At 38.2% G+C, this 26,093-nt stretch carries 30 protein-coding genes; 9 read left to right on the top strand and 21 right to left on the bottom strand.

What is annotated here, in order from left to right:
* Positions 1-127: 127 nt before the first annotated feature.
* From csrA to degS, 14 genes are all read right to left on the bottom strand, one after another.
* Positions 128-352 carry a carbon storage regulator CsrA gene (gene csrA, locus ACQXR1_RS01925; protein WP_033884178.1) on the bottom strand — a complete coding sequence of 75 codons (225 nt, stop codon included), beginning with the start codon at positions 350-352 and terminating at the stop codon, positions 128-130.
* Positions 346-777, bottom strand: coding sequence for a flagellar assembly protein FliW (fliW, locus tag ACQXR1_RS01920; RefSeq protein ID WP_003228007.1), 432 nt, complete (start codon positions 775-777; stop codon positions 346-348). Before fliW ends, csrA begins: the two co-directional genes overlap by 7 nt.
* Before the next feature lie 20 nt (positions 778-797).
* A complete protein-coding gene (locus ACQXR1_RS01915; RefSeq protein ID WP_041850476.1) occupies positions 798-1,373 on the bottom strand; it encodes a DUF6470 family protein in 576 nt (191 codons plus the stop codon).
* A gap of 46 nt (positions 1,374-1,419) precedes the next feature.
* On the bottom strand, positions 1,420-2,316 hold the full coding sequence (gene flgL, locus ACQXR1_RS01910; RefSeq protein ID WP_015714797.1) for a flagellar hook-associated protein FlgL: 897 nt from the start codon (positions 2,314-2,316) through the stop codon (positions 1,420-1,422).
* Positions 2,317-2,326: 10 nt separating this feature from the next.
* The gene (gene flgK / locus ACQXR1_RS01905; RefSeq protein ID WP_101501516.1) at positions 2,327-3,850 is read right to left on the bottom strand and encodes a flagellar hook-associated protein FlgK; all 1,524 of its coding nucleotides are present in this window, start codon (positions 3,848-3,850) and stop codon (positions 2,327-2,329) included.
* A gap of 18 nt (positions 3,851-3,868) precedes the next feature.
* A complete protein-coding gene (gene flgN / locus ACQXR1_RS01900) occupies positions 3,869-4,351 on the bottom strand; it encodes a flagellar protein FlgN (protein WP_172861528.1) in 483 nt (160 codons plus the stop codon).
* Positions 4,352-4,366: 15 nt separating this feature from the next.
* Entirely contained in the window at positions 4,367-4,633 is a 267-nt protein-coding gene (flgM, locus tag ACQXR1_RS01895; RefSeq protein ID WP_014478128.1) for a flagellar biosynthesis anti-sigma factor FlgM, read from the bottom strand.
* Between the two features lie 80 nt (positions 4,634-4,713).
* The gene (locus ACQXR1_RS01890) at positions 4,714-5,133 is read right to left on the bottom strand and encodes a TIGR03826 family flagellar region protein (protein ID WP_014665558.1); all 420 of its coding nucleotides are present in this window, start codon (positions 5,131-5,133) and stop codon (positions 4,714-4,716) included.
* 73 nt (positions 5,134-5,206) lie between these two features.
* The gene (locus ACQXR1_RS01885; protein ID WP_430771640.1) at positions 5,207-5,929 is read right to left on the bottom strand and encodes a double zinc ribbon domain-containing protein; all 723 of its coding nucleotides are present in this window, start codon (positions 5,927-5,929) and stop codon (positions 5,207-5,209) included.
* Positions 5,893-6,189, bottom strand: a complete 297-nt coding sequence (gene comFB, locus ACQXR1_RS01880) for a late competence protein ComFB (RefSeq protein WP_014665560.1) — start codon at positions 6,187-6,189, stop codon at positions 5,893-5,895. Before comFB ends, ACQXR1_RS01885 begins: the two co-directional genes overlap by 37 nt.
* A gap of 68 nt (positions 6,190-6,257) precedes the next feature.
* Positions 6,258-7,640, bottom strand: coding sequence for an ATP-dependent helicase ComFA (gene comFA, locus ACQXR1_RS01875; RefSeq protein WP_430771639.1), 1,383 nt, complete (start codon positions 7,638-7,640; stop codon positions 6,258-6,260).
* Positions 7,641-7,746: 106 nt separating this feature from the next.
* Positions 7,747-8,592: a DegV family protein gene (locus tag ACQXR1_RS01870; protein WP_014665562.1), complete on the bottom strand. Its 846-nt coding sequence runs from the start codon at positions 8,590-8,592 to the stop codon at positions 7,747-7,749.
* A 97-nt stretch (positions 8,593-8,689) separates the two neighbouring features.
* On the bottom strand, positions 8,690-9,379 hold the full coding sequence (gene degU, locus ACQXR1_RS01865; RefSeq protein ID WP_003219701.1) for a two-component system response regulator DegU: 690 nt from the start codon (positions 9,377-9,379) through the stop codon (positions 8,690-8,692).
* 82 nt (positions 9,380-9,461) lie between these two features.
* Positions 9,462-10,619, bottom strand: a complete 1,158-nt coding sequence (gene degS, locus ACQXR1_RS01860) for a two-component sensor histidine kinase DegS (protein WP_014665563.1) — start codon at positions 10,617-10,619, stop codon at positions 9,462-9,464.
* Positions 10,620-10,835: 216 nt separating this feature from the next.
* Between degS and ACQXR1_RS01855 the strand changes: the two genes are divergently transcribed.
* The 9 genes from ACQXR1_RS01855 (at position 10,836) to ACQXR1_RS01815 (ending at position 18,267) form a co-directional block, all read left to right on the top strand.
* On the top strand, positions 10,836-11,489 hold the full coding sequence (locus ACQXR1_RS01855; protein WP_168781639.1) for a YigZ family protein: 654 nt from the start codon (positions 10,836-10,838) through the stop codon (positions 11,487-11,489).
* Positions 11,489-12,481, top strand: coding sequence for an LCP family protein (locus ACQXR1_RS01850; RefSeq protein WP_430771638.1), 993 nt, complete (start codon positions 11,489-11,491; stop codon positions 12,479-12,481). The genes ACQXR1_RS01855 and ACQXR1_RS01850 overlap by 1 nt, the downstream gene beginning before the upstream one ends.
* 644 nt (positions 12,482-13,125) lie before the next feature.
* The gene (locus ACQXR1_RS01845; protein WP_014481057.1) at positions 13,126-13,581 is read left to right on the top strand and encodes a hypothetical protein; all 456 of its coding nucleotides are present in this window, start codon (positions 13,126-13,128) and stop codon (positions 13,579-13,581) included.
* Positions 13,582-13,629: 48 nt separating this feature from the next.
* Entirely contained in the window at positions 13,630-14,085 is a 456-nt protein-coding gene (locus ACQXR1_RS01840) for a hypothetical protein (RefSeq protein WP_014481057.1), read from the top strand.
* A gap of 49 nt (positions 14,086-14,134) precedes the next feature.
* Complete coding sequence (locus tag ACQXR1_RS01835) at positions 14,135-14,587, top strand: hypothetical protein (protein WP_095010555.1); 453 nt, start codon at positions 14,135-14,137, stop codon at positions 14,585-14,587.
* 75 nt (positions 14,588-14,662) lie between these two features.
* Entirely contained in the window at positions 14,663-15,442 is a 780-nt protein-coding gene (locus ACQXR1_RS01830) for a membrane-spanning protein (protein WP_168781635.1), read from the top strand.
* Positions 15,429-16,220 carry a hypothetical protein gene (locus ACQXR1_RS01825; protein WP_430771637.1) on the top strand — a complete coding sequence of 264 codons (792 nt, stop codon included), beginning with the start codon at positions 15,429-15,431 and terminating at the stop codon, positions 16,218-16,220. Before ACQXR1_RS01830 ends, ACQXR1_RS01825 begins: the two co-directional genes overlap by 14 nt.
* Before the next feature lie 844 nt (positions 16,221-17,064).
* On the top strand, positions 17,065-17,724 hold the full coding sequence (locus ACQXR1_RS01820) for an ATP-binding cassette domain-containing protein (protein WP_168781633.1): 660 nt from the start codon (positions 17,065-17,067) through the stop codon (positions 17,722-17,724).
* Between the two features lie 27 nt (positions 17,725-17,751).
* Positions 17,752-18,267 carry a hypothetical protein gene (locus ACQXR1_RS01815; RefSeq protein ID WP_168781632.1) on the top strand — a complete coding sequence of 172 codons (516 nt, stop codon included), beginning with the start codon at positions 17,752-17,754 and terminating at the stop codon, positions 18,265-18,267.
* 72 nt (positions 18,268-18,339) lie between these two features.
* Here ACQXR1_RS01815 and ACQXR1_RS01810 read toward each other — a convergent pair whose 3' ends face one another.
* The 7 genes from ACQXR1_RS01810 to tuaD form a co-directional block, all read right to left on the bottom strand.
* Positions 18,340-19,416: an MraY family glycosyltransferase gene (locus ACQXR1_RS01810; protein ID WP_430771636.1), complete on the bottom strand. Its 1,077-nt coding sequence runs from the start codon at positions 19,414-19,416 to the stop codon at positions 18,340-18,342.
* Between the two features lie 144 nt (positions 19,417-19,560).
* Complete coding sequence (gene tuaH, locus ACQXR1_RS01805) at positions 19,561-20,754, bottom strand: teichuronic acid biosynthesis protein TuaH (RefSeq protein WP_430771779.1); 1,194 nt, start codon at positions 20,752-20,754, stop codon at positions 19,561-19,563.
* A 28-nt stretch (positions 20,755-20,782) separates the two neighbouring features.
* Positions 20,783-21,541, bottom strand: a complete 759-nt coding sequence (tuaG, locus tag ACQXR1_RS01800; RefSeq protein WP_430771635.1) for a teichuronic acid biosynthesis protein TuaG — start codon at positions 21,539-21,541, stop codon at positions 20,783-20,785.
* 29 nt (positions 21,542-21,570) lie between these two features.
* Positions 21,571-22,245 carry a teichuronic acid biosynthesis protein TuaF gene (locus tag ACQXR1_RS01795; protein WP_430771634.1) on the bottom strand — a complete coding sequence of 225 codons (675 nt, stop codon included), beginning with the start codon at positions 22,243-22,245 and terminating at the stop codon, positions 21,571-21,573.
* Between the two features lie 41 nt (positions 22,246-22,286).
* Positions 22,287-23,741, bottom strand: a complete 1,455-nt coding sequence (tuaE, locus tag ACQXR1_RS01790) for a teichuronic acid biosynthesis protein TuaE (RefSeq protein ID WP_430771633.1) — start codon at positions 23,739-23,741, stop codon at positions 22,287-22,289.
* 594 nt (positions 23,742-24,335) lie between these two features.
* Positions 24,336-24,593: an NAD-dependent epimerase/dehydratase family protein gene (locus ACQXR1_RS01785; protein WP_430771632.1), complete on the bottom strand. Its 258-nt coding sequence runs from the start codon at positions 24,591-24,593 to the stop codon at positions 24,336-24,338.
* A gap of 42 nt (positions 24,594-24,635) precedes the next feature.
* Entirely contained in the window at positions 24,636-25,976 is a 1,341-nt protein-coding gene (tuaD, locus tag ACQXR1_RS01780; RefSeq protein WP_430771631.1) for a UDP-glucose 6-dehydrogenase TuaD, read from the bottom strand.
* Between the last annotated feature and the right edge of the window lie 117 nt (positions 25,977-26,093).

Below are 26,093 nucleotides of genomic sequence, written 5' to 3'. Positions count from 1 at the left end.
AATATGTTGTTAAGGCACGTCCTTGTGCCCTTATTTTGTAACTGGCGGAGTCTTTTGCGCCTCCTCCCGGCTACATCATTAATATCGGATTGTCTCTGATTTTGTTAATACAAAAATAAAAAAATCCTCACTTTTTTTGTGAGGATAATGCCGAGATCACATCGCTGGATAACGCTGCTGCACGGTTATTTTCTTCCTGAATGGTCAAGTAAATTTCTTTCCTGTGAATATCAATATGCTTTGGGGCGTCAATTCCAAGCTTCACTTGATCCCCCTCAACCGCAATCACTTTTACTTCAATATCAGCACCTATTTGAATCGCTTCGCTTATTTTCCGCGATAAAACTAGCATGATTCTCCTCCAATCGGATGCTTTGTCGTATATGAGGAGTCGTGTAAAACGACTTGCTTAGCCATCATGTTCTTGCGATTCACAATAATGGGAGCCAATAAATTAGCAGTAGATTTTTCGAATGGCTCTGCCATGGTCAATATTGTCATGACTTCTACGTCTTGAATATTATCGATATCCAAAAGTTCAGCAGTTGATTCATCAAGGTCAAATTCATAATTCTTAAAAAAGATAAACGGACTTACAACGATGAACGCAAGATTTTCTGAAGTGACGGACTGCAGTGCCACGAATGGAGAGTCTTCTGAAAGCGGAAGTATGACAAATTGTTTTTCTTCTAAAAAGCCTGGAATCCCGCTTTCAAAAAGAATGATTTGTTCTTCTTTTATGTTCATTTGGCCATGGTACTTCGTATGAATGATCATTGTTCACGATCCTTTTCTTTTTACTTTTCGGGTGATTCTTTCGGGTATTCTACATCTATATTTAAATCAGGGTATTGGAGCATGTCAACCTTAACATTTCCTGGCGTATATTCAACAATTGGCTTATGCGGCTCAGCCTGAATAACAGGCTTTCGCGGCGTAATCTGAACGTCAAGCTGTGACGGAGTATATTGTATTTTCACCCTAGATAGAGAAGGAGCATAATTTTCACCTAATTGAATTTGGTGCATTTCAGAGTTCCTCCTTGCTTGTGAAGCGATTGGGTTCCCTTTAGTTTCAATTCTCATAAGCTCGTCGCCTTCTTCTGCAGTGCGCGCTATTCCCTCCATTACATCCTCATGCCCTTGTTGGGCGGCTTCTTCAATTCTCTTGAAAACATGCTTTCTGTCTAATTCTTCCCATGCTTGTGTCTGGTCAATCGTGAGTTTTCCAGGTGTCACCGATATTTCCATTTCCGCACTCGGCTGTTCGATCTCTAGATCAGCTTGAGGCTGCTCCATTTTTAAGCTGGCAGGCGTCGTTGTTAAACCAATTTTTCCTTGAACACTATGCATAATCAATCTGGGAATCTGCATCACTCTACCTCCTGAACTATAAAAAAAGCGAACTCCTAAGAGCCGCTTACTTTAAAAAGTCAATCAATGTAGGCTGAACAATTTGCGCATTAACGGCCAGAGTAGCCCTGTGCACACTTTGCTGCGCAATAAATTCAGTTATTACTTCTTCCAGTTCTACATCTTCATTGTCTGATAACACTTTGGTAGCTGTTTCTTCTTGCGCTGACAGTCTTGTATTAACCAGTTCAAGACGATTATATCTCGCTCCAAGATCAGATCGTTCAGCACTCATGCCGTCAGAAAAATGATCAATATCATCTAAAACACTGTCCATGCCATCTAGCGAACCAGAATTTAGTGCTTTCTCAAAAGAATCAAGCATTTCAAATACATTCTGCCCGCTTTCAGAAGTGCCTCCAAAAGCTGACTTTGGATCTGAATTCACTTTCAATGACATATTATTTGATATATTGACTACGACATCAGCTGTATCAGAAATTGTATAAGTTCCGTCTCCGTTATCTGTAACCGGAGGCTTATCTGAATTTGTGCCATTAAAGATATATCTGCCGTTCACTTGTGTATTCGCAATATTTAAAAGCTGTTCCTTTAACTGCTTTACCTCTACGCCAATCGCTTGCCGCTCCGACTCGCCGTTTGTATCATTTTGAGCTTCAACCGCTAATTCTCTGACCTTTGACAGGATGTCAATTCCTTCTGTAATGTTTGTTTCTGTGTTTTCGAGCCAGGTAAAGGCTTGAGAAGCATTGCTTTTGTACTGCTGCACTTGAGACAGTTGCGTATTATACTTTAAGCTTTTCATTGCTACTACAGGATCGTCGGAAGCTTTTGAGATTTTTTTCCCTGAAGAAATCTGCGACTGGAGTTTATCCAGCTTCGAGTAGCTCGAACCGATATATCTCAGTGAGTTTTGCTGTATCATGCCTTGTGTTACTCTCATGTGACTCTACCTACCTTCCTCCAACACCCATGCCGTTGATCACTTTATCAAGTAATTCGTCTTGTAAAGTCACCATTCTTGCAGCTGCATTGTATGCGTGTTGGAATTGAATCATATTCGTCATTTCTTCGTCTAAAGAAACTGCGCTCATTTGCTGACGGTTTATGTCAGCATCATTCAGCTGTGTTTCTGTATTAGACGCCAGTCGATTAGCCTCTTGAGCTTCGATCCCTAGCTCGCCAATCAGACCCGCATAATAATCTAAAACACTAGTTTCTTTACCGTTAATGGTTATTTTACCGGTTAAAACATTTGCTAATTTTGTAGCATTTGCGTTATCGTTGGCTGCACCAGTCAGTGAGAAAGCAATGTTTGCGCCTTTTGAATCTATTATGCTGTCAGCCACTTTGATCTTGCCCGCCGCGCCCTTGGCAGGTTCAGTTTCACCGCCAGTAAAATCAAAAAAGTCTCCGCCTTGTTCACCGCTCTTGGTCACACCATTTCTGTGCACTTCATTGAAAGCTTTCGCGAATTCAAGTGCCATATTGTCAAGATCAGAAAGCATTTCCGGGTATACGCCCTTTTCTTGGCCATCTGCTGTTATATACCCATAAGACTCTATAAATCCTAAAAGGGATCCCTTGCTGCTAAAGGACTCCGCCTGCACAGCTGTATCCCCGATTGAAATACTTGATACTAACCCAGTTTCATTATCATAGTTGGCTGCAAGTTCTGAAACCTCGTAATTTTTACCGTCCAAAACAGTTCCTAGCGACTGTTTATTTTTATCAAGGATTTCAATTGATACAGTTCCTTCAGCAGATGCAAGTGCATTCCCGCCTGATTTGTTGTAGCTAACTTTGATATCAACCATTGAGGATAATTTATCGATCAGCAAATCTCGCTGGTCATATAAGCCATTCGGAAGAAGCCCGACCGGCTCTACTTGTGCAATTTGCTTATTTAAACTGTTTAACTGAGAAAGCAGAGAATTGACATCCAACACAGTTGTATCTAGCTCTGCTTTTAAATTCGATTGGACATTTGTAAGTGATTCAGAAATATAATTAAACGTTTCAGCTACAGCTTGTCCTTTTCGAGCAACAACAGAACGTGCACTTTCTTCATTTGTATTATTCGATAATTCCTGCAGGGAATTCCAAAACGAATTGAGCACACTGTTCAAGCCGCTGTCATCCGTTTCATTTAAAACGCCTTCCATTTGGGACAGCGCTTTGGCCTTCGTGTCATAGTATCCGGCACTGTTGTTTTGAAGACGGTATTGGTAGTCAAGAAAGATATCTCTTATTCTCTCAACTGATTTTCCTTGAACGCCCGTACCCATTTGTCCCGCTGTTTTTTCTGCGTTTTTAGATACAGCAGGGAAATAGTCCGTTGCCTCCAATGAGACCCGCTGCCTTGTATAACCATCAGTATTGGCATTTGCCACGTTATTTGCAGTAGTGCTTAAAGCTGCCTGCTGAGCGCTTAACGCCCGCCTTGCAGTTTCAAGCCCCATAAAGGTAGATGTCATTTTCTGAATTCCTTTCTGCTAAGCTTTTGAATCAAACAATTTCATTTGGCTGCTTTTCGGCAGCTCAGCTTTAATTGATTTGCTGTAATTGATGTTATTTTCCTTAGGAACCAGCATATCGTACGAAATAGAGATGAATTGCAGCGCGTCTCTTGTCAGCTGCCTATTCATCTCATTAACTTTTTTCAGACGTCCGAGAACTTGAGAAAGAGATTCGTATAGTTGTTCCAGCTCTTCCTTTTCACTGCCTGAGGTTTTGGCGATACATGCGGAAATAGTATTATTTTCGCTATATCCGAGAAAGGCCGCAGTTGTTTTGATCCGGTCATCTTCTGTCTGCGTGATTGCTTGAATATATTTTTGCTCTTTTGTCAAAATGTTAGAAAGCTCTTTTGTTTTGCCGGCTTTGAGCGCTTCCGTCTTTTCTTCAGACAGCGTGAGCAAGTGCTCATGCAGAACGCAAAGTCGCTTCAATTGTTCAATAATTGCCTTCGCTGACATGGGCTTTCTCCTTTTTTATTGCTTTTTATAAAAATTAATCATATTTTTCGCGATATGATTTGCGTCTACTTTGTATGACCCGTTTTCAATTTGCGCTTTAAGCTGCGCAATTTTTTCCTGTCGTGAACCAGTGACTGCGTCGGATGCATGTTGCATTTCTTTAGCCTGTGATGAAATTTCAATTTTATCTTGAGGCTGTGCAGCAGTTTTTTGCACCGCTTGCTTATCATAATTTTTTTGATATGGATTAACGGATTGTGTTCCAAATTGATTGATTTTCATAGGATTCCTCTCGCTTTCCGTTGCAGTCTTTAAACAATCTTAACCCTTTTATCGACTGCGTTTTCAGTTAGTTTAGGGAATCAGCTGTTTTTGGTATTATAGGCATAGTATGTGTCTTTTTTACTATTTTCTTTCTCGATTTTCAGAGCGTCCTCGTGGTTCAAATGATCCATTTGAGCCTTGATATCGGACTGGCAAGCCTTGCAGAACTTGCCTTCTCGAATCGATGTTCCGCACCTTTCACAAGGGTATGCCAAATTAGGAAGATGAGTGATCTGAATTCGCTTCTGCCTGATGAATTTCAATATCAGCTCTTCTTCCACACCTGTTTCCTCAGTTATCCGGTTCAAAGTTGATTGCCGATTTTCCTGCTTTCTTAAAAACTTATAAACAGTCTCAAATGATTTTTCTTCTTCCTTAATACACGCCTGACATACGGTTTGCAGCTTTGTCTTTAAAAATAAAGTATTACATTTCGGACAATTCGCCAGTTCTCCCATCTTTTTTTCTCCTTATTCGATAATATGCCTGTGTCAATTTCTAGTGATTATATCGGCATAAAAACAGAATCATTTAGCTTCTGATTAAGGTAAAAGATGCCACTGAAGCGGCTTTTCCTTTTTCTATTAAGCAGCGCGCTGCAAAATGCAAAGTGGCGCCTGTTGTATAAAGATCGTCTATTAAAATGATATTCATACCTTCTGCTGAATTGTTTTTCGTATCAAAAATACGCGCGGAAAGCAGGCGTTCTGTTTTCTTTTTCTTAGACTGTTTCTCATTATTCAGGCGGATGAGGGGATGGTGGATGGGCCTGCCTAAACATTCTGCCAGGAGCTGTGACTGATTAAATCCGCGCTCCTCTTCCCGTTCCTTGCTTAGCGGAATAGGAACAAGAACAAAATGCTTATCGGGGTAAACCTTTGAAAAGGTTGAAGAAAAATCGCTTTTAAAAGCATTTATAATTTCTGCATCTCCTCTAAATTTAAAACGGGAGAGCGTTTCTTTCATCATATCATTATATGTGTAAACTGAACGATTTTGGCGGAGCAGCAAGCTGTGACTGATCCTTGATTTCCACGCCTCACAATCCCTGCATACCGCATAAACGGATTGAGGTCTGCCGCATATGGTGCAGATATGTCCTGTGATTTTTTTCAATTTACTTCTGCAGGAATGACAGACCTTTTCGTCAGGCTTTAATAAAAAAAGAGCTCTCCATGTAACAGCTTGAGAAAATTGCGAATCGCATAGCAGACAGATCAGTTTATGAATGCCTCCTCCTGCTTTGTTTGGCATAAATCGCTTGGACTCTCTGATACCACAGCTGCAGATTCAGCCAAAATGACAAGCATAGCCGTATTTTTTTGTTTATCTACCATCTCTGCTTTCGTATATGCGATCTTTTTAAGATCAGTAACGTAGGATGGTCTCACTTTGTTTAAAGAAAGTGCCAGTACATCGTTTTGGCATACTTGGCACGTGCAGGCCATGTGAAGCTGGTCCATATAACGGTCGAGCAGTTCTTTCATTACGATTTCTTTTGAATTGACAAGCATTTTTACAGCTCCTCATCATCGGTTATATGAGTATACTGTACCACGTTTTCAAATAATGGCTAGTCTGTTCATTCATTTTTTGCTGCCAAGCCGTTCATTTCTTTTATATGCTTTTTTGCATCGAGCATACTCTTTGTTTTGCCATAGTGAAAGAAAATGACATCGCCGTCTGCATATTCTTTATGCCGGCCGGTTCTTCCTGCAATTTGAACAAGTGCGCTTTCCGTAAAGATAGGCGATTCCGCTCCCAGTACACCTGTTTGCACCTTGGGAACCGTAACGCCTCTTTCCAGTATTGTTGTTGTGATTAATAGATCGAGCTGACCATCTCTGAATCGCTGCACTTTCTCCTTTCTATGCTTGTCTTCCGCATGCACAGTCGCGGTTCGGCAATTAACATCTTTAAAGCTCGCGGCAACCTTTTCTAGAATAGAAACGGAGGGAACAAATAAAAAAACAGGCCTGCCTTCTTTTATATGAAACTCTATCCATCTTTTCACCGCTGGCGGAATTTTATTTCGGTTTAATTTCTTCTTCCAGTTTCCACACCATACTAAGCGCGGTTCGGGTAAAGGTTTCCGGTGGTGTCTTGCGGGGATGCGAACTGAATGTAACTGTCCGTTCTGCGCTTTTCTTTTTAATTCTTTAGGAGGTGTTGCACTTAAATAAACGAGGGTGCTGTTTGTCTTTCTTGCTTTTTGAACAGCGAATTGAAGGGTTTGATCAGCAGAATACGGAAAAGCGTCAACCTCATCAACGATCATAATATCGAATGCATCTTTATATCGCAAAAGCTGATGCGTGGTGGAAATCATGAGCGGAGATAAACGACCTTTGTCATCGCTTCCTCCGAAAAGCGCGGAAATGTCAGCACCCTGAAAGGCAGCCTTGAGTCTTGGGGCAAGCTCTAATACAACATCGGTGCGAGGAGTTGCAATACATACATGCAGCCCTTGATTTAACGCTGATTCTATACCGGGAAACAGTATTTCTGTTTTACCAGCGCCACAAACCGCCCAGATGAGGAGATCTTCTTTTTTGGAGATTGCCTCCATTAAAACATTGGCGGCTTTTTGCTGTCCGCTTGAAAGCTTGCCATCCCATGTCAGCTTAACAGACTTCCAGTTTGGCTCATCCTCCTCTTTCCATGAATATAAAGGAACCTCCTCACTCACTCTGCCCATCATGATACAGGAACGGCAATACAGCTGATCTTTTCCAAATGAGTGATAAAAAGAATAATACCGCTTATCAGTTTGGCCGCACCTATTACATCTATAGCCCTGTTTATTTATTGATATAGAATTTTCAGCGGTGATATAGCCATTCTTGATATGCCATTCAATCATTTCATCGGAAAATGGGAGTTCAGTCCTGAGCAAATGACGGCTTTGAAGCGTCTGCTGCAATTCTCTAGAAAAGGAAATGTTCTTTTCAGTTGGCACCTTCACATAGCACCGCCTCCTTTCGAGACAGTATGCCTGAATGAATAGTTTCTGTCGAACAATCAAAATAGAAATATAAAAAAATCTCCGTTGCTAAAACGGAGATTTGGCCTTATTTAAAACACCAGCAAATTCCTAGCGCACCTTCACCCAAATGAGTGCCGATTACCGCGCCAAAATAGCTGTTATAAAATTCAACATGAGGATATTTTACAGAAAGCTCTTCAATGATTTTCGCTGCTTCTTCCTCGCGATTAGCATGGATAACAGCAGCGCGCATAGGCAACCCTTTGCTCGCATCTTCATCTAAAAGCTCATAAATTCGCGAAATTGCTTTTTTACGTGTGCGAATCTTCTCAAAAGGCACAATTACCTTATTGTCAAAATGAAGGATAGGCTTTACCTTTAGAAGACTTCCAATGAAGGCTTGGGCGCTGCTTAATCGCCCGCCGCGCTGAAGATGAGCTAAGTCGTCTACCATAAAATATGCTCGAACTGTTTTTTTCATTTCTTCCAGTTCTTTTATAATATCTTCCGGCGATGATGCTCCGTTTTTAATTAATTCAGCGGCTTTAAGAGCATAAAAGCCTTGGGCTAAACAGCTTATCTCTGAATCAAATGGATACACATCAATATTGTCGACCATTGAATCAGCCGTTGCCGCACTGCTGAATGTTCCGCTGATCCCGCTGGAAAGATGGATACTGATGACCGCATCATAAGATTTGCCAAGCTCTTCATACAACGCAATCAGCTCGCCGATTGGCGGCTGAGAAGTCGTCGGGAGCTCATTATGTTTTTTTACTTCTTCGTAAAAGCTTTTCCAGTCCAACTCAATTTCTTCACGGTAAGTCTCCTCCCCAAAAACAACCTGGAGAGGGATCATATGTATCTGATGTTGTTCACGCATTTCTTTCGGAATATATGCCGTGCTGTCTGTTACGACTGCAATATTCATAGCTTCGATACCTGCCTTATTGCTTTATAACTCTATTGTAAGGGAAACGGCAGCCTAAAAAAAGACCTGCCTAGAAAAAGGCAAGTCTCCTAATATACTATCTCATTTCTACCCAGCCATTTTTAATGGCGACCACAACGGCTTGCGTCCGGTCGTTCACATTCATTTTTTGTAAAATATTGCTCACATGGTTTTTAACGGTTTTCTCACTGATAAACAATGATTCACCAATTCCGCGGTTGCTTTTTCCGTCTGCAAGCATCTGCAGCACTTCACATTCCCGCCTAGTTAGAATATGTAATGGTCTGCGGATTTCAGGGTAAACCTCGTGTTGAGGATGTGCAGAAACTCCGCTTGTTGCAAGACGGCGGAATTCGTTAACGAGGTTATGCGTAACCTTCGGATGAAGGTAAGAGCCGCCCTCGGCAACTACTTTAACCGCTTCAATTAATGTATCAGCATCCATCTCTTTCAGCAGATAACCTCTAGCACCTGTTTTCAGGGCATGTGTTACATAATTTTCGTCATCGTGAATTGATAGAATAATTACTTTAGATTCAGGATACAGCTCAACAAGCTGTTTTGTAGCTTCCACACCATTTACGTTTGGCATATTGATATCCATGATCACAACATCAGGATGATAGTGCTCAACAATACGAGCCGCTTCGTCTCCGTCATCACCTTCGGCTACCACTTCAAAGGTAGGTTCAAAATCCAATATCCGTTTAACACCTTCACGAAATAACTGATGGTCGTCGATAATAACAATGTTTACTTTAGTCACAAGCCACGCCTCCTTGTATTATTGTTCTATATACTCTAGCATTCGGTCAATATGCCTTTTGGCTCTATTTTACAAATCATAGTCAAAGAGATAACGGAACCTTAATCATAATAAATGTCCCAAGACCTATTTTCGAATCTATTGTCATCGTTCCTTCCAATAAATCTACTCTTTCTTTCATGCCCAGCAAGCCGAATGATTTGTTTTTCTTCTCTTTCGCTTCCTTCAGGTCGAACCCTTTACCGTTATCTTTTATCATTAAAATCACAAAATCATTTGTGATTTCAACTTTGACTGTAATTTCTTCAGATTCAGAATGCTTTAGCGCATTAGACACAGCTTCCTGTGCGAGCCTGAAGAGCGCAACTTCAAACTGAGGCGCAAGCCGCTGATCCTCTGTTTCTCCAATACACTGAAAATGTATTTTGACCTTCCCGTTATATTCTTCGGTTGTATATAGATATTTTCTTAAAGTTGGAATCAGGCCTAGGTCATCAAGGGCCATCGGTCTTAAATCATATATAATCCTTCTCACTTCGTAAAGGGCATTCCGAACATTTTGGCGGAGATTTTTAATTTCTTGGAATCCGTCCTCTGCACCCCGGTCACGGAAAATCCGCTCGATTAATTCCGATCTCATCATAACATTCGCCAGCATTTGAGCGGGTCCGTCATGGATTTCTCTTGAAACTCTTTTTCGCTCTTCTTCCTGCGCCTCAATAATTCTTAAGCCGAAATCCTGTTTTGCCTGAGCATCTGCAAGAAGCAGTCCGACTTCGCGCAGATCCTGGTTCAAGTAATTAAGCACAACTGTAATTTGGCTTACTAATGATTCTGACCGCTCGATGATTTCCTGAAGCCCTAGCAATCTGCGCTCCAAATCATCCCGCCGTTCGCGCAATTGCTTCTCACGCTGCTGGATCATCGTCAATTCTACCTGCAGCTTATGGGCTTTTTCATAAGCATTGCGGATTTCCTCTTCACTGAATCTATGAAAATTACGGCTGACCTCGGATAAACGGTTTCTCGCATGGCGGGTTTGCACTTCAAGTTTATCGCCAAGCTCAATCACTTCATACACCTGCTGCTTAATTTGTTTCAGTTCTTCAACCAGCTGTTCATACTGCTGGCGTGACTGCTCCCCGATTTGAAAAACCTCGTCCTTGCTCCCGTCAACGGTTTTCAGCATCTTCATCAAAATAGAATCCAACACTTTGGAATCCATCTTTGTTTTATTCATAATTTCCCTCCGTCACGGCGTTGTCATATATTTTTATTATAAATGTAATTGATCTGCAAATTATGTCGAATTATAATGAAAGAATGCGTATATTCTAGAAAAAAACATTTTTATATACTATCTACTCTTTATGATACCAAAATACGCACAAAAATTCTAAAGACTGTACGAATTTGTATAGGCAGTCTTTTATGCTTAGCAGGAGGGTCAGCTAGCATGCTGCACAGCTATTTTACTGTGAAAGAAGCAGGAGAACACGAGATTGTTATAGAAAAATCGCGTTTTATCTGTCATTTAAGCCGTGTTTCTACCGAACAAGAGGCACAGGAATTTATACAGAAAATAAAGAAACAGCACTGGAATGCGACTCATAATTGCTCAGCTTACGTTATCGGCGAGAATGATCATATCCAAAAAGCCAATGATGACGGAGAACCAAGCGGTACAGCGGGAGTGCCGATGCTTGAGGTATTAAAAAAACGCGGACTTAAGGATACTTGCGCCGTCGTTACACGATACTTCGGAGGTATTAAGCTTGGGGCTGGCGGATTAATTCGCGCTTATGGGAAATCAGTGTCTGAAGGATTAAATCATATAGGTGTGGTAGAACGGAAGCTTATGCGTATCATGCATACTTCCGCAGATTACACATGGCTTGGCAAGATTGAAAATGAATTAAGGGAGTCACAATTTCTGTTAAAGGAAATCCATTACGCGGAAAACGTTAAATTTGAAGTATACGTAGATGAGAAAAGAATTTCAGAATACTCTCAATGGATTTTAAATTTAACGAATGGATCATGTTATACTAAAACGGGTAATTTGATATATCTTGAAAAACAAGTTAAAAATCAAAAGGAGAATAAATGATGCCAGAACGAGTAAAGGTTCGTGTAAAGAAAAAGAAAAACAAACGTAAAATTATGTTAAAGCGTATATTATTGCTCTTTTTTCTATTTTCTATAGTATTCGCAGGGGTAATTGGATATAAAGTATATAAAACACTTCAAGCAGCTGATAGTTCCTATAAAGAATTAGATCGTGGTGAAAAGTCAAAATTACGTAAAGAAGTAGTTGATCTTAAGAAAAAACAACCTTTTTCTGTACTTTTGTTAGGAGTCGAAGACTATGCAACAGGCGGAAAAGGAGGAAGAACCGATTCTATTATTGTTGCTACTATAAATCCTAAACAAAAGACCATGAAGTTACTGAGTATTCCTCGTGATACAAGAGTTGAAATATCTGGTGATACTTCTGGGACAAAAACAAGAATTAATTCTGCATATGGGAAAGGCGGGGCTCAAACAACCGTTGAAACAGTTGAAAAACTCTTAAATATACCAATTGATTATTATGCCACTGTGGATTTTAAAGGCTTCAAAAAAACAATTGATGAAGTTGGTGGAGTTGATGTAGACGTCCCCTTTGATTTTAACGAGAAAAGTGATACATCAAAATCTAAAAAATTCTATTTTCAAAAAGGGAACATGCATCTAAATGGGGAAGAAGCTCTTGCCTATGCACGGATGAGAAAACAAGATCCGCGGGGTGACTTCGGACGTAATGATAGACAAAAACAAATTTTGATGGCCATGTTAGATCAAGTCTCAAAACCTTCTAATCTTGCTAAAATTGATACCCTAGCAGATCAAGTAAGTGATAACATAACAACAAATTTAAGAATTACCCAAGTCTTAGCACTTCAACAAATTTTCAGCGGTTTTAAAGGCAGCGATGTTAAAACATTAGCTCTAAAAGGCTCAGATTTATATATCGGAAACAAGTACTTCTTTCAACCTAATGATGAAGAATTAGCAAAAGTTCAAGAAGAACTTTATAACTTTTTGTATCCTGATAAATAATAAATTCACAATATCCGTTCTTTTTTCAGACAAGGTTTTAGACTTTAAAAAAGAGGCTGAGAATTTAATTTCTTAGCCTCTTTTTTTGTTTTTTATATCCTGAGGCCTTGGGTTTTTTATAAAATTAATTTTTATTAAGATGTTATAAAACCATAATGTGCAGAAAGCCCATTACTTGAAATGGATTTAAATCTATATGTTCGCAACATAAAATGCAAACCCGACATTATGATACAATACCCTAAATAAAATTTTTTAACCCATTTTGTTGGTTTCCAAAAGATTAATACCTGACCTCCCATAATTAAACTTTTTCAAGATTACTGTCTCCTCCCAATTAAATCTTAACCCATTTTATGGAAATTCACTCTCTTAACGTGAATACTTAAATACTATTCTTTCTTTTAGATACTCACCTCTACATGTTAAAAGTCAACTCCAATATCCAATAAAGCATTCAGACACCTCCAAAATCAGTATTTAGTATATTAGCACTTTAAATATACAGAGCAGGCACTTAAAATATAAACAAATTATCCTTTAAAATTAGATTAATTTTCTATTTGAACCTTTAATTCCTTATAAACTATGGTATAATTACACAGAAAATCTAATTAAAGGGTTGGTTAAGGAGGTGAAAAAAATTGAAAACTAAATTCAAAAAACTTATTGGGGCAGTAACTATTACGGGCTTAGTATTAACTGGTTTTGCTGCAACTAATGCTCAAGCAAAAGCAAATACGAGTGATTCCAGTTTTAATTTGAAGTTTAATGGTAATAGTACAGCTTATACTCCAGCTAGAACTAAATACAACTCTACAAGTGCTTACATTAATGTCAAAACAATTAGTGACGGCGATCCGTACTATAAAGTATCTCTTGTAAAATCAAACGGGAAAAATTTCTCTAAAACATGGACATATACATTCGGCACATATGATGCTGAAAATCCTAAATTAGCTAAACACTATATCAAGAATTATGCTATGGAAGATAGTAAAGGTTCCCCCGTTAGTGTAAAAATTAAAGCAAAAGGTTATAGAGGAGCCGCTAGCTATAATTGGCACTCCCGTGGTGTATGGAGTCCTGATTCCATCTAAAAAAGTAAGCTCTTTAAAATTTAAAATTGTGTATAAGGAGAATCGTATATGAAAACTAAATTTAAAAAACTTATTGGAGCTGTAACTATTACGGGTTTAGTATTAACTGGTTTTGCTGCAACTAATGCTCAAGCAAAAGCAAATACGAGTGATTCCAGTTTTAATTTGAAGTTTAATGGTAATAGTACAGCTTATACTCCAGCTAGAACTAAATACAACTCTACAAGTGCTTACATTAATGTCAAAACAATTAGTGACGGCGATCCGTACTATAAAGTATCTCTTGTAAAATCAAACGGGAAAAATTTCTCTAAAACATGGACATATACATTCGGCACATATGATGCTGAAAATCCTAAATTAGCTAAACACTATATCAAGAATTATGCTATGGAAGATAGTAAAGGTTCCCCCGTTAGTGTAAAAATTAAAGCAAAAGGTTATAGAGGAGCCGCTAGCTATAATTGGCACTCCCGTGGTGTATGGAGCCCTGATTCCATCTAAAAAAGTGTAACTGGCTTTAATTTTAAATTATGACTAAGGAGAATCATATATGAAGGCTAAATTTAAAAAACTTATTGGAGCAATAGCTATTGTAAGTTTAGTATTTACAGGTTTTGCCGTAAGTAATGTAAGTGCTAAAGGAAATACTAAAGATACCAATTTTTCTTTTCATTTCACCAACAGTACAAGTGGAAAATATGAATATACTGGTTCAAGAGAAAAGCGTGATAATACAAGCGCTTATATGAGCCTTAAAAGCATTAGTATGACAGGTGCCGTTCATTATTATGCAGAACTTGTTACCAGCTCAGGAAAAAGTTTTTCCAAACCGTATCGCTACGCATTTGGAAACAACTTCAGACTTTATCCTAAAACACAATACTTAAAAAACTATGCTCACGAGGATTACAAAAAAACAATTAAAGTAAAAATTGAAGCAACAGGCTATGGAACAGTTAATAGTTGGGGTGCTGCTGGTGTTTGGAGCCCTGACTCCGTTTAAAAGATAAATTAATCTCAGATGATAAGATATGAAAGTTTCTTTCATATCTTATCATTTATGTAAAGGAGATTTGTAATGTTTAAAAGTATAACAACTAGAGGCTTCACTAAAAGTACAACTTTATTCATTTTGATTTTAGGTTCTTTGATTGCTATCTTAGACGTTATAGAAAATAATGTTATTCATTTAAAACCATCTGATTATTGGGATTATCCACTCGGTGTATATAACTGGTGGTTTTTATTTAATCCAGAAATATACCTTTCAATCATTATCACTGTTTTTCCATTGCTAGCATCAGTACCATATGCAGATTCTTATATCGAAGAAAAGAAGAGTGGATTTTTAAAAAATATTCTACTGAGGCAAAACAAAAACAAGTATTTAACAACAAAGTTTTTCATTAACTTTTTAATTGGTGGGATGGCATCGATTACGCCACTTGTATTAAACTTAATCGTTTATTTCTCATTGTTACCAGCTATTAAACCAAACATATACTTTGGTAATATTCCCGTTTTTAGTTTTTTACCTGATCTATATGTAAATCATCCTTTAATATATATAATTTTAAGAATTGGAAACTGTTTTATTTTTGGAGGCATTTTTGCTTCAATTGCTTTGACCTGCAGTCTTTTTGTAGAAAATCGTTATATTGCTATTGGTATACCTTTTTTTATTTACACAATTTTAGACATCATTTTAGATACATTTAACTTTCAAAGCTACTCTCCGCTTAAATTTTTATTTTTAGATGTCCCCTTTACATATGGAATCTACGTCATTGCAACGGTAACAATAATCATACTTTTTGTTATCTTTTGTGTTGGAGGTAAAAAGAGTGAGAACATTTAGACTCTTCATTTATGTATGCAATCACACTAAATATTCAATATTGTTAACAGTTTATCTCGCTGCTTTACTCATGTATTACCAAATAAAAAATAACATTGACTTTGATAAACTTTCGATATTTGATTTTCTGTCTGACTTAAATGGTACCATGGGACTTACTAATAAGATTGTGATGGTATTTATACTTATCCCTTTTATCTGTTTAACAATATTATTAATTATGAAACGAGAAGAAACATATAATAGAATAATTAAATTACCATCTAGAATATCGGTTTGGAATAAAACTGTAATAATCTCTTTGGTTTACACCTTTATATTGACATTTATTTTAGTCTTGGGAGGATATTTAATAGGTGGTTTAATTTTTGGTTACGAAAATAAATGGATAGGAACCAACGGACAAATCACTGTACTCTTAAACAATAACAAGATACCGAATCCAGAACAATACTTAAATAAACTTTCAACATTTAATGTTTTAACAATCATTTTTTTAACTAAATTTTTGTGCTTATCAATAATAGCATTAAGTACGGCCATTATTAAAACCATTATAAAAAATAGCAGTTTGACTCTTTTGTGTATATGCATATACAGTTACATTGATGCTATGTATCTAAATCCTTCTTTATTTATAAATAAATCCATCCTTGATGTAAATAACTGGTTAAATTTAAGGAATGTATTAATTAATAATGTTTATTTCATCATCTTACTATTTGCTCTATATTTCATAGGCCGTGAGTTATACTCGAAAAAGGACTTTAAAAATTAGGAGGAAAAATACTACTTGAATGATATAAATATTGTATCCAAACTGCTAATAAGAGATATACGCAACAATTTTCAAAGGAATAAGTGGAAGTATTTTTTACTTAGTATATTAGTATTTTACATATCAATAATGAATTCTAATCAGTTTGAAGATACATCTATGAGTATAATTGAACTTTTTTATCTGAACTTTAAGGATGTAGGCTTTATTAATAGCTATGAATTAAACAGTGTCCCAACAATTTGGATGATTATAAATATATTCGTGATATTTATTTGTGGCGATGCATTGTACTATGATAGCAAATTAAATGTTTACCTTTTACTAAGAGTTCAGAAAATCCATCTATATTGGATTTCTAAAACCTTGTTTATTATTTTAAATATTATAAGTACCTATCTAGTTTTATTTCTTGTTACTTATATAGTAGGTTTGTTATACAACTTAAACTCTTTGGATTGGAACATGCCTGCTGTCAATATTATAAATGATTTAAGCTTTAAACAGGTTACTGAAGGAAAATTTTTAATTATCATTTTCACACTATATGCTTTAACATCTATATCACTGACTTTAATTCATGTGTTTTTCTCTTTTTATATGAATTTCAACTATAGTTTTTTAATAGTCGCTATCCTAATATGTCTTTCTATATTTATAAATAACCCATTGCTCCCGGCAATACATTCAATGATTCTTAAACATACTATTTTTGAACCCAGTCATCATCTTACGCTTCAATATTCGATATGCTATAACGTCTTGTTAAGCATTTTTTTATTTTTTGCTATTTATATTTCTTTTAAAAAAAAGGATTTAATTTAAATGAAAGCAGAGGATTAACATGTCAAAAAGTGCATATTTAAAAGTAGAACACCTTACAAAAAAAATAAGAAAGCAAGTTCTAATAGACGATATCAGTTTACAGTTAGATCGTGGGAAAATTTATGGATTTACAGGAAAAAATGGATCAGGAAAAACAATGCTGTTTAAGGCTATATGTGGTCTTATTAAACCGTCAAGCGGGTTTATAGAAATTAACGGGAAAAAACTTGGAGGGAAAATCTCTTTCCCAGAAAGCGCTGGAGCCATAATAGAATATCCAGGTTTTTTACCTAACTATACAGGGTTTAAAAACCTTAAAATGATAGCTGATATAAAAGGAATACTCACTGAGGATCAAATAAAAAACACAATAGAATCCGTCGGTTTAAACCCTGATGATAAAAGAAAATTTAAAGATTATTCTTTAGGTATGAAACAAAGACTTGGAATTGCCCAGGCAATTATGGAAGATCCAGAACTAATTATTTTAGATGAACCTACCAATGCTCTTGATAAAGATGGAATATCACTTGTAAAAGATTTATTAATAGAACTAAAAGAGAAAAATAAGTTAATCCTTCTTGCTAGCCATGAATCGGAAAGTTTAGAATTTCTTTCAGATGAAATTTTCATGATCGAGAAAGGAAAAATTATCAATCATACAATACTAAAATCATGAGACATTAAATTCAAGGGAGAATTTAAAATGTTTAAAAAGAAAACATATATTTTATTACTAATAAGTTTTTTAATATTATTTTTTGTTTATCGTGTCTACGTAATAAACAAAAATGTTCCTGCTGAATTTTCAATTGAGTATTTCCCTAAAAAAGAAGTGATAACATGTGATAATATAAATATAAAGATTTTATCTTCTGAAATAGGAGACGAAAAAAACAATATAATCCCTATATCAATTGAAGCAGAAATTCAAAATAAAAGTGATCATGTAACAACTGATGGAGCATTGTTTATAGAAACAATGCTAGGTATAGACACTTATACAAGTCAAACGAATGAAGGCAATTTTGATATGAGTAAATTAAAAAAATTGAAGCCACATCAGTCAACTAAAATCAAACTGGTTTATCAAGTTGATGACTTTGCCCTTCAAAATAAAAGTGAAAATTTAAAACTGTATTTGCCAACTAAAATGTATAATAATGAAGTCCATGATAAATATGATCAAGGGGCTCGTTATGCTAAAGCAATTAAGCTATAAACAATATTAAAAAAAGGATTTCTAAGTTGAATGTACTTTCATCATCTTAGAAATCCTTTTTTCATTTGTTCTTTAATTCCTTTTCAGCAGCCGTTTATAAAATTTCGTAAACGGTTTGAATTTTTCATTCACGAGTCCTGTCACTTCTGCTATGATTTGCATAAAAATGATTAAAATGAAGATAATAAACAAAGAGAGCCAAATTGTGGCACTTTTAAGCACAATCGCACTGATACTGAAAATAAATCCAATCAAATAAATAACTAAGACCGACATCCGATGTGAAAGGCCAAAGGCCATCAGTCTATGGTGGATATGTGACTTATCAGGCGCTGAAATCGGCTGTTTGTTTAAGATTCTCCTGATAATAGCAAATGTTGTATCAAAAATCGGTACGCCTAATATAATAATCGGGATAACGATACTGAACAATGTAACACTTTTATACAGGCCTAATAATGAAAGAATCGAAATACTATACCCTAAAAAAAGTGAGCCCGTATCTCCCATAAAGATTTTTGCCGGATGAAAGTTGTAAAACAAAAATCCAAGCGTGCTGGCAATAACAACTAATGAGAGTGACAGAATGAGCACTTTTCCGCCGGATAGCGCCATGACAGCGATCGTTGACAGGCCAATAACAGAAAGACCGGCAGCAAGGCCATCCAATCCGTCAATCAGGTTAATTGCGTTCGTGATGCCGACAATCCATAATACGGTCAGCGGATAAGCCATCCATCCTAATTCAAATCGTTCTGTTAAAAAAGGTACTGAGAAAAAGTCCATTTTTAAGCCAGTGCTTACAATCATAATGGCTACACCTAATTGAATCAAAAACTTAACTTTTGCACTTAATTGATATTTATCATCAAGAATACCTAACACAATTATGATGAATGCTCCGACTGTAATAGCCGTCATCCTTGTTTCTGTGTATATACCGGATGCAAGCACGCCTGCAACCACCCCGATAAATATGGCTAGCCCGCCCATCCGGGGCATGATTTTGTCATGTACTTTTCGATTGCTGGGCTGGTCAACTGCACCTATTTTAATCGCAATCCTTTTTACGATTGGGGTTATGATTAAAACTGTCAGCAGCGAGACAATAAACGCAACAACAATGCGAATCATGCGTTCGTCAAGCATAAAGAAGTCTCCTTTGGAATTAAATGAAGTCTTTATTTGTATAGAGAACCGTTCCTTCTATTATACCTTCTCCTTACTTATTATAACAAGCTTCATCAAAAAGAAACACGTATAATCAAAAAACGCGCATCCCAATTTATAGGACTACGCATGTTTTTGAATCCCTGTATATTTCATAATTTGTCTAAATAAGCAATCCCAATCTTGTGTGCGGGCGATGTTTCGACGCATTTCTTTATAGGCCTCGTCTCCGTTTTGTCCGAAAACTTTTTCACAAGCGGCTATAAAATCAATCGGATGATCGCCCTCTACATATTCGTATACATACGGCTTTTGCATTTTTGAAGTTGATGGAAGATTAGTGCCTACAACAGGTTTTCCTGCCGCTAAAAATTCAAATAGTTTCAGCGGAAACACAGCTTGATTATACGGTGATTGTTTATATGGCATGATGCCAATGTCGATAAGCTCCATAAAATGAGGCACTTCTTTTGGATCTGCCGGACCGGTCCATATAACATTGGGAAGTCTCAGCAGCTCTTGAAACGAAACATCGCCATTGGTGGCATCCGGGCCAACCCATAAAAATGTCCAATCAGGCTTTTGCAGGGCGGCGGCTTCAATCATTTTAAAATCGAGCTTCGGTTTAATTCCGCCGATAAAACCTAACACTGTTCCTTCTCTCCCCTGCAGTATACTGCGATCGTGAGCTTGTTTGTTTGCAGAAAACAGCTCATACTCCACACCGTTTTCCACAGTATGAACCTTTTCTCGCCTCGAAGTCAGTTTTTTGTCTACTTCCTTGTGAAGATAATCCGATGAACAGGTTATTGAATCTGCTCGTTGTATAATTCTCAGCTCTGCCGATTTTATGACTTTTCGCCGGAATTCAGACAGCAGATTTGAACGCCCGCTGATCGGCGCAGCCCATAGGTCACTGCAGTCATAAATGACCTGATCCCAAGAAAACAGCGAAGACAGCAGCGGGAATCCCGGAAACGTGTACCATAAACAGCAGCGTTCACCGTTTGAAGAAGCAGATGCAAGCTCATCGAGTAATGGGGAGAGCTTATGTCTGTAAAAGACATCTGTATATCGCCCGAAACGAAACATTTTTTTCTGCAACAGGTCTTTGACAGCGAATTGCCTAATACCAGAATGGACTTCTTGAAACTCTTTCCCTTGTGGATGCGGAGCCGGACATACCCAAATGACTTCCTTCGTTTCCTCTTGAGCAGCTAAAAATTCTGCCAGCCGGTGCCTTCTGTATCTCAATTGGTCTTTTCCCCATTCAGCAGTGGCAACGATGACATGAATGATTGCTTCTTTTGTTTCCACCTTCATCACCTTTTCTCTCTGTTTGCGGCTATAATCTTTTTTTCACCGCGTTTTTTGCATATTGAACAAAACACCATGTCGCTTTCATGAAGTGAAGCCGTTCGATTTCCCTGTAGACAAACCACGTTTTTTTCGCAGCCTTCCATTTATTACTGGAGATCGATGTTTCAACGATGCGGTATTCGGCGAGTGGTTCGTTTAGTCCATATGCCTTGAACCCCCGCTTTAATATGGACAGCCATGTCGCCAAATCCTGACGGGTTCTAATATTCGGCATCCGGATATCACCCGTTTGCTCTCTGTCAATCATCACCGTCAAACAGCCGATGATCGTATTTTTTAATACATCATCATATGTAAGGCTCACGGGTGCATGAACGGTTTTATGAAGCGGTTCGCCGTCTTGGCTGATCAGCTCGTATGCCGTAAATGTAAAAGCGTGCTGATGCTTCCTCATGAAGGCAAGCTGCTTATCCAGCTTTTCTGCTTTCCATACATCATCGCTGTCCAAAAAGGCGACATAGCGCCCTTCGGCTTTGCTGAGCGCCGCATTTCGCGCCGCTGCAGCGCCTTGATTTTCTTTCAGAAAAATGGCATGGATCCGCTCATCATCTTCTTCATAGCGCTTCAAAATGTCTCTTGTCCCATCTGTTGAGCAATCATCGGCAATGATCATTTCCCAGTCGGAAAACGTCTGATTTAAGACGGACTGAATGGTTTTTTCGATAAATTCCTCCGCGTTATAGGAAGGCGTAATGACAGAGATTAAAGGTTTTTGCCTCGTCATGGTCCTGATCCACATCCCCAATTATAAATTTAACGTTCTCTGAAAACTTCCGGAACAACAATAATAAAAAATGACAGCGCCAAACCAATCAATACGCCCAATACCGCTCTTTTTTTAGGCGATATGCCGACAACCTGGTTATCAAGTACGTTCAAGGGCTCAATTTCTTCAGCAGCCTTCATATCAAGCTTGCTTGTTTCAAGTTCATACAAAAACCGCTGTTTGTCAACTTTTGAATCAGCGCTGACTGTTTCGCCTTCAAGCGCCTTGATATTATTTTCAATGACTTCTTCCCTTTTTGAAAAAAGCTCCTTATCGCCTTTCATATAGGCGTCTTTGATTTTTTCTAAAGTATCCGATGTTTTCTGTTTGTCAGGCCCTGTGTAGCTTAAATTAAAAAGCGAGTCCGTTCTGATTTCAATCACCAGATCATCTTTCAACTGCGCCAAATCTTCTTCCGACATCCCCGGGAAAATATCCTTTAAAAAAGCTCCGTTTTTCAACAGCAGCGGCACTTGTTTTGCATTGTTGTACTTAGCTTCTCCATAGTTTCCGGTTGATATCATTACAGTAGCCGTGTAATCAGACGGAGCAACACTCCCCTTCGGTATAAAATAGCCCACAAGACCAAGGATAAGAGGAAGCACAATTATCGCCACAATAAACTTTTTCACTCTACCAGCAATACGTTTGATTAAATTCATCACATGAATTTCTCCCTATTTTTATATTAGCTTTTCAAAAATTATCTATACTGTTCGGTTTCATCTGTTCCGCTGATTCTAAAAGTGTTAATTGCCGCTATTACAAGGGCGAGGAACACCCAATGGAAGTATAAATTCGAAACGGAACTCGGGCTGATACTTGACACAAGGAAGGCTACAAGCGCTGCTGTCAAACCTTCAATGAGAAGCTTTGGCCGCCTTCCAAGCGATCTTTTATAATACCGGTAAAGCACAGTTATTAAATAAATGTACATTGTTAAATAACCAAGCATCATCACAACTCCAAAGTTCGTCATGATCTCAACGAGCCAGTTATGAACCTCGACGACCTGATCCGTATCGAACAGTGCATGATGTTCCAAATAATAAGGCACATTGCCTGCGCCGACGCCAAATCCGTAAGTATCCAGCACATAATGGCCGGCGTTTTTCAACAAGTTTGCCCTCCCTACATTGGATGGCAGCGGCTCGCTGAAATCGTGTGTTGTTTGCGGAGCTAAAAAGTATGTATAAAAAGCTCCAGTAATCTTTCCTGCAAACAGGGTGACAAAAGCGATACATCCTGCAGCTGCGGCGATGAGCGCCCATTTTTTAAGCATCTTCGGCAGCAAAATGAACGTATAAACGGCAAGTCCCGCTATAACTCCCAGGATACTGGCTCTTGATCCAGTCAGAAAAATCAAGTAGGCCGAACAGAACGCAAGGATCAATCCTGCTATTTTTAAATAGCTGTTTTTAATGTTTTTGAAAAAAGATAAATAAAAACAAAAGCTGATGGACAGAAATGTCGCAAAGTCATTTTGATTGAAAAAAACGGATGTCGGATAGTGCTGTTTATAGTGCGGCCCGTTGTAAAGGGTCGAGCTCGGCAGGTGGTTGAATGTAAAGTGGTTGTAAAACCCTATACCCATTACAAATACGGTCATGACCAGCCATATGTAATAAAATGCGAGAATGCGATCCATTTTTTGAAAAAACATAACAATTAGAAAAACGAAAAACATTCCCATTGCCAATAGGAACATATATTTTATGCCATCAGTAACAGATTTGACCCAAAGCAGTGAAATCATTCCATAACAGAACCAAAATGCGAAAAACATTAGTATACCTTTGACACGCACCTGATTCCATTTTTCAAGGTGTCGGCTGCTTTTCAACATTTCTGCTATGAATAAGAATCCTGCCAGAATCAGAAGAATTCGATATGGAAACAGGCTGAAAAAGCCCAATTTAATCGCAAAAAAAGCATTGTTGGCAAAGGTTGCAGCGATCAGCAAATATAATACCGGCATTAGCAATTGCTCAGATGACATATACTTCCTGAGCACAATGATCGAAGCCAGTGCAATCATAATTAGACATGCTAGCAAGATTTTTTTTGCATTGGATTCGGCCAATACAATGCATGCTAACCCTGCGGTCAATGCGGCGAGCCAAACCAGAACATTGACCGCGGAACGTTTGAGACTCATTTTTCCCCCTCCTTCCGCTTCTTTCTGGAAAAGGGCTGCCGATATCAGACAGCAGCCAGTAATTTTCATATTCATTTCTCTTTATGATTTGATACGGTCTTTTCCAGTCCTTAAGCGATTGGCATTTTGGTTCCCAGTTTTAGATATTCTATGTTTCGTCATAGCACAGTGTGATGTGGCGGATATTCTCCCATTTGATTAGGCTTTGAGCGCCTTGACGTTGGCAGAAGCCACAACATTTACAATAAAATCCATGTCTCCAAATAGCACCGGAGCCTTACCGCTGGGTCTACAAATTGGAGAAAGTTGATACAAGGTCACAAGGTCGCCTCTCCTATCCCATTCTGGCGTGGCCCATATACGTTGCTATACCGTAAAATGCAATACTTGGTTCCATACAGATCATAGGCTGGCTTTAAATAGCTCATCTACCGTAAGTTTCGCCCCGTATGGTGAGTCTGGATTTGTTTCTATTTTATGACAGATGTCGACAGGCGGATATAACCGGATATCCATAAACAGCCGCTGATGATACAAAGACGATCTTTTTTACATTGCATTCACCAACTGCTATCATAATATGGAGCTAGTCCCTCATATTGATGTTTTCATCATTTGAAAAACGCTGACAGATTCTGCTATGCTCATTTGTGCAGCTAAAAGAATAATATAATCGGGATCAATGCTTTTGATGACGTCGAGGGCTTTCGGCTTCGTAATATCCTGCTCATGAAAGTCGAACGGGAGACCGTCAATGTTGATTTGGTGTCCCGTAGTTAACTTAACAAGAATTGCTACCCGGTAATTCTCTTTCAGAAGATGTTCAGCAATATGCAAGCCGATAAAGCGCACTCAACTGTCACTAGTACTTTTCCCATTGTTATCTCCCATCATTTATACGTTGGTCAGAATTCCTTCTACCTGTACTTCCGGCCGTCCGATTGAATGATAGATCATTCCTTCGTTTCTCATTTTTTCAACTTCAAATATATTACGTCCATCGATTAAGACGGGATTTTTCAAAGCGGCCTTGAGTTTGGTAATATCCATGTTCTGTACTTCCTGCCACTCTGTTAATATGACGCAGGCATCCGCATCTTGAATCGTCTCATACAGATCTTCGCTGTAAACAGCTTGATCGCCGAGAATTTTTTCTGCTTCAGGAACCGCAATCGGATCAAACGCTTTGACTTTAGCACCGAGACTTCTCAGCATCGGAATGACATCCAGAGACGGAGCCGAGCGCATATCGTTTGTATTAGGCTTGAATGCCAAACCAAGAATCGAAATGGTCTTGCCGTTTAAATCGCCGAACACATCAAGGAGCTTCTGCACAATGTGGACACGCTGCTTTTGGTTCGTCTCGATGACGGCTTCAATCATTTTAAAAGGGTAGCCAACTGACTTCGCGATATGCAATAAAGCCATTGTATCTTTAGGGAAGCAGGAGCCGCCAAAGCCGATGCCGGCTTTTAAAAATTTATTACCGATTCTGCTGTCGAGTCCGACACCTTCAGACACCTTTGATACGTCAGCTCCGACTCTTTCGCAAATATTCGCGATATCATTAATGAACGAAATCTTTGTAGCCAAAAATGCATTTGCAGCATATTTAATCATTTCTGCACTTTCAAGGTTAGACTTGACAATTTTCGTTTGAAAAGGCTTATGAAGTTCTTCAATTATCGCAGCAGCCCTTTCGCTTGTCGCGCCGATGACGGCTCTTTCCATATTCATCGTATCGTAAATAGCTGTTCCTTCACGAAGGAATTCGGGATTCGAAACGACATCGAAAGGAGCTTCTCCTTTTGAAATGCGTTGTATAATACTTTGTACGAGCTTTCCAGTGCCAACAGGGACAGTGCTTTTGTTGACGATGACTTTATAGCCATTCAGATGCTTTCCGATCATTTCGGCAACAGATTTAACAAATGTCAGATCTGCTTCCCCTGTTTCCGACATCGGTGTTCCAACTGCAATATAAATAATCTCAGCTTCTTCAATCGCTTTTGGAATATCAGTAGAGAAAAATAAGCGATTTTCGTTTACGTTTTTATCCACAAGCTCTTTTAGGCCGTTCTCATAAATCGGCATTACTCCGGCTAAGAGTCCTCTTATTTTTTCAGCGTCAATATCGCAGCAGACAACTGAGTTTCCCACTTCAGCAAAACAAGTTCCAGACACCAGCCCGACATATCCCGTCCCAATGACAGCGATTCTTTTCAACATTATCATTCCCTTCTTTCAGCTGACCCTTCAAATCCAATAGCTTGATTTAGGTAATGACTTTATCTCTTTCTATTGAAAAAATCTGGGTTTTCTGTTTTCTCAATCATTATTTTTATTAGCTTA

It is taken from the genome of Bacillus sp. ATD, from assembly GCF_050585765.1.
Lineage (GTDB): Bacteria > Bacillota > Bacilli > Bacillales > Bacillaceae > Bacillus > Bacillus stercoris.
Note: the sequence above shows the minus strand (reverse complement) of the source record. Positions and strands in the feature narration are given on the sequence as shown.

Excerpts from the sequence above, each read along its gene's own strand:
- csrA (WP_033884178.1), bottom strand. The coding sequence starts at position 352 with ATGCTAGTTTTATCGCGGAAAATAAGCGAAGCGATTCAAATAGGTGCT.
- fliW (WP_003228007.1), bottom strand. The coding sequence starts at position 777 with ATGATCATTCATACGAAGTACCATGGCCAAATGAACATAAAAGAAGAA.
- ACQXR1_RS01915 (WP_041850476.1), bottom strand. The coding sequence starts at position 1,373 with ATGCAGATTCCCAGATTGATTATGCATAGTGTTCAAGGAAAAATTGGT.
- flgL (WP_015714797.1), bottom strand. The coding sequence starts at position 2,316 with ATGAGAGTAACACAAGGCATGATACAGCAAAACTCACTGAGATATATC.
- flgK (WP_101501516.1), bottom strand. The coding sequence starts at position 3,850 with ATGACATCTACCTTTATGGGGCTTGAAACTGCAAGGCGGGCGTTAAGC.
- flgN (WP_172861528.1), bottom strand. The coding sequence starts at position 4,351 with ATGTCAGCGAAGGCAATTATTGAACAATTGAAGCGACTTTGCGTTCTG.
- flgM (WP_014478128.1), bottom strand. The coding sequence starts at position 4,633 with ATGAAAATCAATCAATTTGGAACACAATCCGTTAATCCATATCAAAAA.
- ACQXR1_RS01890 (WP_014665558.1), bottom strand. The coding sequence starts at position 5,133 with ATGGGAGAACTGGCGAATTGTCCGAAATGTAATACTTTATTTTTAAAG.
- ACQXR1_RS01885 (WP_430771640.1), bottom strand. The coding sequence starts at position 5,929 with ATGCCAAACAAAGCAGGAGGAGGCATTCATAAACTGATCTGTCTGCTA.
- comFB (WP_014665560.1), bottom strand. The coding sequence starts at position 6,189 with ATGCTTGTCAATTCAAAAGAAATCGTAATGAAAGAACTGCTCGACCGT.
- ACQXR1_RS01870 (WP_014665562.1), bottom strand. The coding sequence starts at position 8,592 with ATGAATATTGCAGTCGTAACAGACAGCACGGCATATATTCCGAAAGAA.
- degS (WP_014665563.1), bottom strand. The coding sequence starts at position 10,619 with ATGAATAAAACAAAGATGGATTCCAAAGTGTTGGATTCTATTTTGATG.
- ACQXR1_RS01855 (WP_168781639.1), top strand. The coding sequence starts at position 10,836 with ATGCTGCACAGCTATTTTACTGTGAAAGAAGCAGGAGAACACGAGATT.
- ACQXR1_RS01850 (WP_430771638.1), top strand. The coding sequence starts at position 11,489 with ATGCCAGAACGAGTAAAGGTTCGTGTAAAGAAAAAGAAAAACAAACGT.
- ACQXR1_RS01840 (WP_014481057.1), top strand. The coding sequence starts at position 13,630 with ATGAAAACTAAATTTAAAAAACTTATTGGAGCTGTAACTATTACGGGT.
- ACQXR1_RS01835 (WP_095010555.1), top strand. The coding sequence starts at position 14,135 with ATGAAGGCTAAATTTAAAAAACTTATTGGAGCAATAGCTATTGTAAGT.
- ACQXR1_RS01830 (WP_168781635.1), top strand. The coding sequence starts at position 14,663 with ATGTTTAAAAGTATAACAACTAGAGGCTTCACTAAAAGTACAACTTTA.
- ACQXR1_RS01820 (WP_168781633.1), top strand. The coding sequence starts at position 17,065 with ATGTCAAAAAGTGCATATTTAAAAGTAGAACACCTTACAAAAAAAATA.
- ACQXR1_RS01815 (WP_168781632.1), top strand. The coding sequence starts at position 17,752 with ATGTTTAAAAAGAAAACATATATTTTATTACTAATAAGTTTTTTAATA.
- ACQXR1_RS01810 (WP_430771636.1), bottom strand. The coding sequence starts at position 19,416 with ATGCTTGACGAACGCATGATTCGCATTGTTGTTGCGTTTATTGTCTCG.
- tuaG (WP_430771635.1), bottom strand. The coding sequence starts at position 21,541 with ATGACGAGGCAAAAACCTTTAATCTCTGTCATTACGCCTTCCTATAAC.
- ACQXR1_RS01795 (WP_430771634.1), bottom strand. The coding sequence starts at position 22,245 with ATGAATTTAATCAAACGTATTGCTGGTAGAGTGAAAAAGTTTATTGTG.
- tuaE (WP_430771633.1), bottom strand. The coding sequence starts at position 23,741 with ATGAGTCTCAAACGTTCCGCGGTCAATGTTCTGGTTTGGCTCGCCGCA.
- tuaD (WP_430771631.1), bottom strand. The coding sequence starts at position 25,976 with ATGATAATGTTGAAAAGAATCGCTGTCATTGGGACGGGATATGTCGGG.